The sequence below is a fragment of the Bradyrhizobium sp. DN3 genome (assembly GCF_041357655.1).
Taxonomy (GTDB): Bacteria; Pseudomonadota; Alphaproteobacteria; order Rhizobiales; family Xanthobacteraceae; genus Bradyrhizobium.
In genome coordinates this window covers 37365-46473 of record NZ_JAULLN010000042.1, presented here as the reverse complement: position 1 = coordinate 46473, position 9109 = coordinate 37365, and the positions used below count along the sequence as shown (strand labels likewise).

Here is a 9109-nt window from a genome sequence, read left to right as displayed (position 1 = left end):
GGATGGGGCGGTGCAGCCGCAGGCGGCGGTGTGGCCGGGCGCGCGGGCGGCGCGGCCGCAGGCGGTCCCTTCGGCGGCTGCTTCGGTTTTCCGTCAGGGCCCGTCTCTTGTGGCTGGGCCTGTGCGACGACGAGCGGCGGCGCACCTTGCGCATGCGATGCGGAGCTTGCGAATTGCATCGCGGTCAGAGCCGTCGTTGCAAGCAGCACGAAACGAAGGTTGGTCATGGTGGTGAACTTCCCCGGGAAGGTTCTTTGACGAAGTGTTGGGATGAACAGCTACGCGTTAGGCCGGAATGTGGCGGGCCAAGCAGTCGCGGCCCAATTTATTTCTGCACGCAAATCACCTCACTATGGTGACGTTCATTGCGCATTCAGACGCAGGTTGCAATCGCCCCACATGTGATCGCTCGCCTCATGTGGGGTCCCGCGGCGAAGGTACGTCCGTCGCAGGATTGGGTGTGAGCGGTCCGTTCGGTCCGCGTCGTGGAATCTCTTCAGGAACGTGCGGCGGCAATTCATCCGGTCGCGGTGTTTCGCCAGGCTCGTGCATCGGCGGCGTGATGTCGGGTTGCGGATTGCCCGGCGGAATTCCAGGAGGCGGCTCGGTCGGAGTCCCCGGTGTTGTCGGCGGAATCTCGGGCGGCTCGATTGGCATCGGCATCTTCGTGAGTCAATTGTCCAGAGGACAATAACGATGATGCCGTGCCGATGTTCCCTTTTCGCGTGGTGTGGAACGCGGCTTATTCCGGTGCGTGACAGACGGCCTCGATGTTGTGCCCGTCGGGGTCGAGCACGAACGCTCCGTAATAGTTCGCATGATAATGCGGGCGGATGCCGGGCGGGCCGTTGTCGCGTCCGCCCGCCGCGATTGCCGCCTTGTAGAACGCGTCCACCGTGGCACGGTCCTTGGCGTGAATGGCGACGTGCACCGGCTTATTCATCGCGCCTTCGCCGCCGATCCAGAAATCGGGCTTGCCGTCGGCGCCAAAGCCTGCGGCCGCGGCGTGCCCGGTCTGCTCTGCCGTCACTTCCATGATCAGGCCGTAGCCGAGCGGCGCCAGCGCCTTGGCGTAGAACGCCTTGGCGCGCTCATAGTCGGAGACGGAGAAACCCATGTGATCAATCATCGCAACCTCCGCTGTTCGTCCCTGTCAGCGCGACAGGAACGTATTGCTCCGCGTCTTGCGCGCGATGGCAAAGCCGCGCGCGACCATGTCGGCAATACAATCCTGCTGCCATTCGTTTTGTGACAGGTGCTCGATGACGACCGCGCGCGGCCACAGTGATTTCGGCGCGTCGCGGAAGAAGCCGATCAGCACGCGGTCCTCAAAGCCCTCGACGTCGATCTTGAGCGAATCGACTTGCGTAACGCCGGCCTCGTCGAGAATGCGCGTCAGCCGCAGTGACGGGACCTTGATGGCCTCGGCGCTCACGGCGCCGGTGACGACGTGGGTAGCACCGAGATTGCCGCCGCCGCTTTCGATCATCAACTCGCCGTCGCTGTCGCCTGCCGCGGCCTGCACCAGGCGCACCTGCGTCGCTTTCGATGCGGCGTGATTGAACGCGAGTCGCGCAAATGTCGTCGGATGCGGTTCGATCGCAACGACCTTGCCTTTGGTGCCGACCTGCCGCGCCATCACCAGCGCAAACGTGCCGACATTGGCGCCGACGTCGACGAACGTGCCGCCCGCCGGGGTGTGCTGACGCAGGAAATCGAGCTCGTCGAGATTGTAGTCGGGATTGAACAGTGCGCCGCGCTCGGTCGCACTGCCCTGGTGATAGAATCGGAACGAGGCGCCCTGATACTGCACGTCGACCGGACCGCCGCGCAGCAGGTTGACCAGTCGCGACATCCAGGGCCGGAAGGCGCCGCGCTTCAGCCCAGACTGTTGGGCGAGGCGAATGAGCGCGGCCTGCGCCGCATTCGGCGCAAACGCGCCGAACGGCGCGGACGAAGGGGCGTTGTCGGTCAAGCCAGAAGGTCCTCGTTGCAGGCGGCGCATGCATAGCCGGTTTTGATGAGGACTCCAACGGCGGGTTGTAGCCTGGATGGAGCGTAGCGTAATCCAGGATTCTCGCGTCTGGGGGACCTGTCCCGGATTGCGCTGCGCTCCATCCGGGCTACGGCCCTCACGCCGCCTTCTTCGGCGAGGCCATGCGCTGGCGCAGGATGCGGCCGAGCAGCTTGCGCTTGCCTTTGCGCGGGATCAGGTCGACGTCGCTGACGAGCTTGGCGCCGCTCTTGCGGCGCTCCAGCACGATCTTGCGGCTGTGGAAGGCCTCGAGCTCGGCGCGATGCGCGACGCTGACGATGGTCGCCTTCGGCAGCTCGTCGGTGACCATCTTCATCATCTTGTCCTGGCTCTTCTCGTCGAGCGCGGATGTGGCCTCGTCGAGCACGACGATGTCGGGGCTGTGCAGCAACAGCCGCGCAAAGGCGAGGCGCTGCTTCTCGCCGCCTGATAGGGTCTGGTCCCACGGCGCCTCCTCCTCGATCTTCTCCTTGAGGTGAGCGAGACCGACCTTGCGCAGGACCTGGCCGATCTCCTCGATCGTCCAGTCGTCGGCGGCGCCGGGATAGGCGACCGCGCGGCGCAGCGATCCCGAGGGCACGTAGGGCCGCTGCGGCAGCATGAACAGCCGCCGGTCGGGATGGAAATTGACGCTGCCGCCGCCCCACGGCCAGAGGCCGGCGATGGCGCGCACCAGCGTGCTCTTGCCGGTGCCGGATTCGCCCGCGACCAGAAGCCGCTCGCCCGGTTCGATCACCACTTCGGTCTCGCCGACCACCGCGGTGCCGTCGTCGAGCGTGACGGAAAGGTCTTTCAACTCCAGCATGGCGTCATTGCCGGTCTCGCCGCGCTGGATGCGGCCAAGGCCATCGCCCTGCTCGGCGCGCTCGAGGCCGTCGAGCGACATCATCAACGAGGCGATGCGGCGCGCGCAGGCGTTCCAGTCGGCAAGCCGCGGATAATTGTCGACCAGCCAGCCGAACGCGCTCTGCACGATGGTGAAGGCGGAGGCCGCCTGCATCACCTGACCCAGCGTCATGCTGCCGTCGAGGAATTTTGGCGCACAGAGCAGGAGAGGGACCACGGGCGCAACGAGGCTGGAGCCCTGCGAGACAAGCGTCGTGCGCATGTGTTGTCCGGCCAGGCGCGCCCATTGCCGAAGCACGCTGGTGAAATTGCGGTCGATGCCATCGCGTTCCTCCTCTTCGCCGCCGAGCAGCGCGATGCTCTCGCCGTGCTCGCGCACGCGCGTCAGCGTGTAGCGGAAATCGGCTTCGGCCTGGTTCTTGTCTTCGGAGATCTGCACGAAGCGGCGGCCGATCACCACGATCGAGCTGGACGCGATCGCGGCGTAGAGGATCGCGGCGATCACCAGGAATCCGGGAATGGTGATGCTTGAGCCGCCGAGCGTGACGGTGAGCGCGCCGCCGATGGTCCAGAGCACGATGATGAAGGTCACGGCCGATAACAGCGCCGACGTCACGCCGGCGAGGAAATCGACCGGCGAGTCGGTCGCAATGCGTAAGTCCTCGGCGATGCGGTATTCGGGATTATTGTGGTCGCCGCCGACGAGGTTGAGCTGATAATAGCGGCCGTTGGCGAGCCAGCGTGTCAGCACGCTTGCCGTGAGCCAAGCGCGCCAGCGCCGCTGAATGCTCATGCGCGCGAACACCTGGGCGACGCCGAGCACGATGCTGCCGATCGCGAGCGGGAAGAACATTGCGCTGAGATGGAAGACACTCGTCGCATCGCGCTGCTCGATGGCGTCGAAGATGGCGCGATTCCAGACGTTGATGCCGTACTGGAAGCCGACGGTCAGGATGATCAGCACGCCGAGGCCGATCGAGAACGGCCAGGCGAGACGATCGCCGTTACGGCCCCAGAAGCCGCGCGCGCTGATCCAGAAGCGCGTCAGCAGATAATCTTTGCGGACCTGTTCGGCTTCCTCGGGTGATAGTTCGGGGTCGGGTTCGAGCAGCTCGGGAGGCGGCGGCGGGGCCACTTCATCGCCGTTCTCGCCTTTGATCTCGACAATGGGCGGCTTCTCGCCCTGTTCGCGCTTCACGGCGGGCTTGTGCATGGGCGGACAACGCGAAGGAAATCAACCGGTTCCCTTCGGTTCCCAGCCGAATCATTCGGCGGCGCCATCCCGCACACGCCGCAGCCGTGCGGCCCGGTGCAGAACGCGCGACAGCTCTTCGATCGAATAGGGCTTCTGCACGAGATCGAAGCCGGCAGCGCCATCCTGCGACAGGGCCTGGCTGTAGCCCGTGGTCAGCACGACAGGCACGCCGATGCCGCGGTCGCGGACCGCCTGCGCCAGATCGAGCCCGGTCATCCCGGGCATCACCACGTCCGAGAACACGACGTCGAAACGATTGGCGTCCACGATGAGCTCGGCAAGTGCATCGGTCGCATTGTCGACCAGCGTGATGCTGTAGCCGATCTCGGTGAGGCCGTCGGCGGCAAAATTGGCGAGCTCGATGTTGTCCTCGACCACCAGCACCGACATGCCACTGCCGGCCACCGCCGGCGCCGTGTTCGGCGCCAGCCGCTGCGACCGCAGGTCCGGCGGCACGCGCGGTAGATAGAGCGAGAAGGTGCTGCCTTGCCCCACCTCGCTCGTGACCGTCACCTCGCCGCCGGATTGCCGAGCGAAGCCGAACACCTGGGACAGACCGAGACCGGTGCCGTGGCCGACTTGCTTGGTGGTGAAGAACGGCTCGAAGATGCGCCCGAGTCGCGCCGCAGGAATGCCGATCCCGGTGTCGCTGACGGTGACGCGGACGAAGCCATGGTTGCCGGAGACAGGAGCCGGCGTGTCCGGAATGGCCGTCGCGGCCTCGACCTCGAAGATGATCCTGCCCTTGCCCTGCATGGCATCGCGCGCGTTGGTCGCCATGTTGATCAGTGCGGTCTCGAACTGGCCGGCATCGGCATTGACGAGACAGGGCTCGGCCGGCAGCCGTGTGACGATCTCGATGGCGGGCCCGAGCAGCGTTGCCAGCATGTCGTGCAGCGACTGCATGCGCTGGCCGACGTCGAACACCTCTGGCTTCAGGGTCTGGCGCCGCGCAAAGGCGAGCAGCTGCGAGGTCAGCTTGGCGGCGCGTGCGACTGCGTCCGCGATGGCCATGATGTAGCGCTGCCGCCGCTCCTCCGTCAGGTGCGGGCGATTCAGCAGGTCGACCGAGGCGCGGATCACCGTCAGCAGATTGTTGAAGTCGTGCGCGACGCCGCCGGTGAGCTGCCCGAGCGCCTCGAGGCGCTGGCTGTGCTTGAGCGCGTCCTCGGCTTCGCGCCGCGCTGCGGCCTCGGCCTGAAGATGCTGGGTGCGGCGGAAGGCGAAGGCGAGGAGCAGGAACAGCAGCGCGGTGGCGGGAATGCCGAACACCAGATGCTGGCCCATGGTGGCGAACCAGCGCGCCCGGATCGCCGAGGTTTCGAGCCCGGCGCTGACATAGATCGGATATTCGGCGATGCGCCGGTAGCCGATGCGCCGCTCGATCCCGTCCGATGGCCAGGCGACGGTCATCAGGCCACGCTCGGGCTGGGCGGCAATCTGCTGGCCGACTGGGCCGCCCGGATCGAGCCGCAGGTCGTGGTCGAGCCGCGGGAAATGCGCGAGCACGGTGCCGTCGGCGCGCCCCATCGCGAAGAAGCTGCCGGGATCGGAGCCGATCCTGGCATAGAAGCTCTCGAAATATTCCGGCAGGACGGAGGCCTGGAGCACGCCGATGAAGTTGCCGTCGTCGGAATCGCGGCGGCGGCTCATCCCGAAGAAGCGTGCGCCCTGGTAGGGTGGACGTGGTGTCAGAGGCATGCCGATGAACGTGCCGATGCTCTGGTCGATGTGGGCATAGAAGTAATCGCGGTCCGTAAAGCTCAGCGCCGGCGGCGGCGAAGCGAGGCTGTTGACCAGCGCTTTTCCGTCCGCACCGAAGATCCAGGCCGATTTGAGCTGCGGCAGCGAATCGGTCAGCCGCTTCAGGCGACGGTGCAAAGCCGGCTCGCGCGCGCGGATGGTATCGTCGGAAAGGCTGCGCACGACCTCGTTGAGCTCGGCAAGGCTGCGGTCGATGGTCTCGAATACCTTCAGCGCGTGCTCATGCGCGACGTCGAGGGTGCGCGCGATCTCGCGGTCGGCAATGTCTTTCGTCGATGTGTAGGAGATCGTGGCGGCGATCGCGAACAGCGCAATCGGCAGCGCCAGGGATGCCGCCATCATCCACTGCAACAGCCTCAGCGAGTTGCGTTGCGCCCTCTGCACAGTCGCTCCGGTCCCTGGCGCGAGCTTAACTGAATCTCACGCAGGGAAGGAAGCAGCTTATGCGAAAACCGCTGGTTGTGGATCTAAAACTTGCGCGCGCAAGGGTTGGAGAAAATTCTGCTCAAATTGACTGCGATCGCAGAATACCCCGGCCGGCCCGGCCGGGGCGGCAACATTCGTCTCAGATCTGGCGCTCGACCATCTTGAGCTTGAGCTCGGCGATGGCTTCGGCCGGGTTGAGGCCCTTCGGGCAGGCCTTGGCGCAGTTCATGATGGTGTGGCAGCGGTAGAGGCGGAAGGGGTCCTCGAGATCGTCGAGCCGCTCGCCGGTCGCTTCATCCCGCGAATCGGACACCCAGCGGTTGGCCTGGAGCAGCGCGGCGGGGCCGAGATAGCGCTCGCTGTTCCACCAATAGCTCGGGCAGGAGGTCGAGCAGCAGGCACACAGGATGCATTCGTAGAGGCCGTCCAGCTTCTCGCGATCCTCGTGGCTCTGGCGCCATTCCTTCTGCGGCGTCGGCGAGGTCGTCTTCAGCCACGGCTCGATCGAGGCGTACTGCGCGTAGAAATTGGTGAGGTCGGGAACGAGGTCCTTCACCACCGGCTGATGCGGCAGCGGATTGATCTTGACCGCGCCGTCCTTCACGTCGTGCATCGAGCGGGTGCAGGCCAGCGTGTTCTGGCCATCGATGTTCATGGCGCAGGAGCCGCAGACGCCTTCGCGGCAGGAGCGGCGGAAGGTCAGCGACGGGTCGATGTGGTTCTTGATCCAGATCAGGCCGTCCAGCACCATCGGACCGCAATCATTGGTGTCGACGTAATAGGTATCGACGCTCGGATTCTTGCCGTCGTCCGGATTCCAGCGATAGACCTTGAACTCGCGGAGCTCGGTCGCGCCCGCAGGCTTCGGCCAGGTCTTGCCGCCAGTGATCTTGGAGTTCTTCGGAAGTGCGAATTCAACCATTTCGATAGGCCTTCGCTGTTCGATCAATACACCCGCGCCTTCGGCGGAATGTACTGCACGTCGTTGGTCATGGTGTAGTCGTGAACCGGGCGGTAGTCGATCTTGACCTTGCCGGAATCGTCCAGCCAGGCCAGCGTGTGCTTCATCCAGTTCTTGTCGTCGCGCTCGGAGAAATCCTCGCGCGCATGGGCGCCGCGGCTCTCGGTGCGGTTGGCGGCCGAGTTCATCGTCACCACCGCCTGCGAGATCAGATTGTCGAATTCGAGCGTCTCGACGAGATCCGAATTCCACACCAGCGAGCGGTCGGACACCGCGATGTCGGTGATGCCGCTGTGGACCTTCGCGATCAGGTTCTGGCCTTCGCTCAAAACCTCACCGGTGCGGAACACCGCGCAGTTGTTCTGCATCACGTGCTGCATGCCCTCGCGCAGCTTCGCCGTCGGCGTGCCGCCGGAAGCGTAGCGGTAATGGTCGAGGCGGCCGAGCGCCATCTCGGCCGAGTTCGCCGGCAGCTCCGGCTGCTCGGCGTTGGGCGTCAGCTTCTCGGCGCAGCGCAGCGCCGCAGCGCGGCCGAACACGACGAGGTCGATCAGCGAGTTGGAGCCGAGGCGGTTGGCGCCGTGCACAGAAACGCAGGCGGCTTCGCCGAGCGCCATCAGGCCGGGGACCACAGCATTGTCGTCGCCGTCCTTCTTGGTCAGCACTTCGCCGTGATAATTGGTGGGAATGCCGCCCATGTTGTAGTGCGTGGTCGGCACGATCGGGATCGGCTCCCGCGTCACGTCGACATTGGCGAAGATCTTTGCGGATTCGGAGATACCGGGCAGCCGCTCGGCTAGCACCGCGGGATCGAGGTGGTCGAGATGCAGGAAGATGTGGTCCTTCTTCTTGCCGACGCCGCGGCCCTCGCGGATCTCGATCGTCATCGCGCGCGAGACGACGTCGCGCGAGGCGAGGTCCTTCGCCGACGGCGCATAGCGCTCCATGAAGCGCTCGCCCTCGGAGTTGACGAGATAGCCGCCTTCGCCGCGCGCGCCTTCGGTGACGAGGCAGCCCGCGCCATAGATGCCGGTCGGGTGGAATTGGACGAACTCCATGTCCTGCAGCGGCAGGCCGGCACGCAGCACCATGCCGCCGCCGTCGCCGGTGCAGGTGTGCGCGGAGGTGCAGGAGGCATAGGCGCGGCCATAGCCGCCGGTGGCCAGGATCGTGGTCTGGGCGCGGAAGCGGTGCAGCGTGCCGTCGTCGAGCTTCAGTGCGATCACGCCGCGGCAGGCGCCCTGGTCGTCCATGATCAGGTCGATGGCGAAGAACTCGATGAAGAACTCGGCCGCATGGCGCAGCGACTGGCCGTACATCGTGTGCAGCATGGCGTGACCGGTGCGGTCGGCGGCGGCGCAGGTGCGCTGCGCCTGGCCCTTGCCGAAGTCCATGGTCATGCCGCCGAACGGGCGCTGGTAGATCTTGCCGTCCTCGGTGCGCGAGAACGGCACGCCCCAATGCTCGAGCTCATAGACGGCTTCCGGCGCGTTCCGCACCATGTATTCGATCGCGTCCTGGTCGCCGAGCCAGTCCGACCCCTTCACGGTGTCGTACATGTGCCAGCGCCAGTCGTCCCGGTGCATGTTGCCGAGCGCGGCCGAGATGCCGCCCTGCGCTGCAACCGTGTGCGAGCGGGTCGGGAACACTTTTGTAATGCAGGCGGTGCGGAGGCCGGCTTCGCTGCAGCCGACCACGGCGCGCAGGCCCGCGCCGCCGGCACCGACCACGACGACGTCATAGGTGTGGTCTTCGATCGGATAGGCTTTGCCGTTGGTGGCGGGAGCGCCGTTGCCCGAGCCATTCGTTGTGGTGGCCATGG

The 9109-nt window shown here is 65.7% G+C and carries 7 protein-coding genes and 1 pseudogene; all 8 read right to left on the bottom strand.

The window, feature by feature from the left end:
* Positions 1 to 227: pseudogene (locus tag AAE027_RS36475) on the bottom strand (OmpA family protein); the annotation flags it as partial.
* 187 nt (positions 228 to 414) lie between these two features.
* Complete coding sequence (locus AAE027_RS36470; protein WP_370990655.1) at positions 415 to 657, bottom strand: hypothetical protein; 243 nt, start codon at positions 655 to 657, stop codon at positions 415 to 417.
* A gap of 85 nt (positions 658 to 742) precedes the next feature.
* Positions 743 to 1129: a VOC family protein gene (locus tag AAE027_RS36465; protein WP_370990654.1), complete on the bottom strand. Its 387-nt coding sequence runs from the start codon at positions 1127 to 1129 to the stop codon at positions 743 to 745.
* A 24-nt stretch (positions 1130 to 1153) separates the two neighbouring features.
* The gene (locus AAE027_RS36460; RefSeq protein WP_370990653.1) at positions 1154 to 1975 is read right to left on the bottom strand and encodes an FkbM family methyltransferase; all 822 of its coding nucleotides are present in this window, start codon (positions 1973 to 1975) and stop codon (positions 1154 to 1156) included.
* 157 nt (positions 1976 to 2132) lie between these two features.
* Positions 2133 to 4094: an ABC transporter ATP-binding protein/permease gene (locus AAE027_RS36455; RefSeq protein ID WP_370990652.1), complete on the bottom strand. Its 1962-nt coding sequence runs from the start codon at positions 4092 to 4094 to the stop codon at positions 2133 to 2135.
* 51 nt (positions 4095 to 4145) lie between these two features.
* Positions 4146 to 6284 (bottom strand): hybrid sensor histidine kinase/response regulator, encoded by a 2139-nt coding sequence (locus AAE027_RS36450; RefSeq protein ID WP_370990651.1) that lies wholly within the window; start codon positions 6282 to 6284, stop codon positions 4146 to 4148.
* Between the two features lie 181 nt (positions 6285 to 6465).
* Positions 6466 to 7248: a succinate dehydrogenase iron-sulfur subunit gene (locus AAE027_RS36445; RefSeq protein ID WP_091882926.1), complete on the bottom strand. Its 783-nt coding sequence runs from the start codon at positions 7246 to 7248 to the stop codon at positions 6466 to 6468.
* A 23-nt stretch (positions 7249 to 7271) separates the two neighbouring features.
* Positions 7272 to 9107: a succinate dehydrogenase flavoprotein subunit gene (sdhA, locus tag AAE027_RS36440; RefSeq protein ID WP_091882929.1), complete on the bottom strand. Its 1836-nt coding sequence runs from the start codon at positions 9105 to 9107 to the stop codon at positions 7272 to 7274.
* Positions 9108 to 9109: the final 2 nt, after the last annotated feature.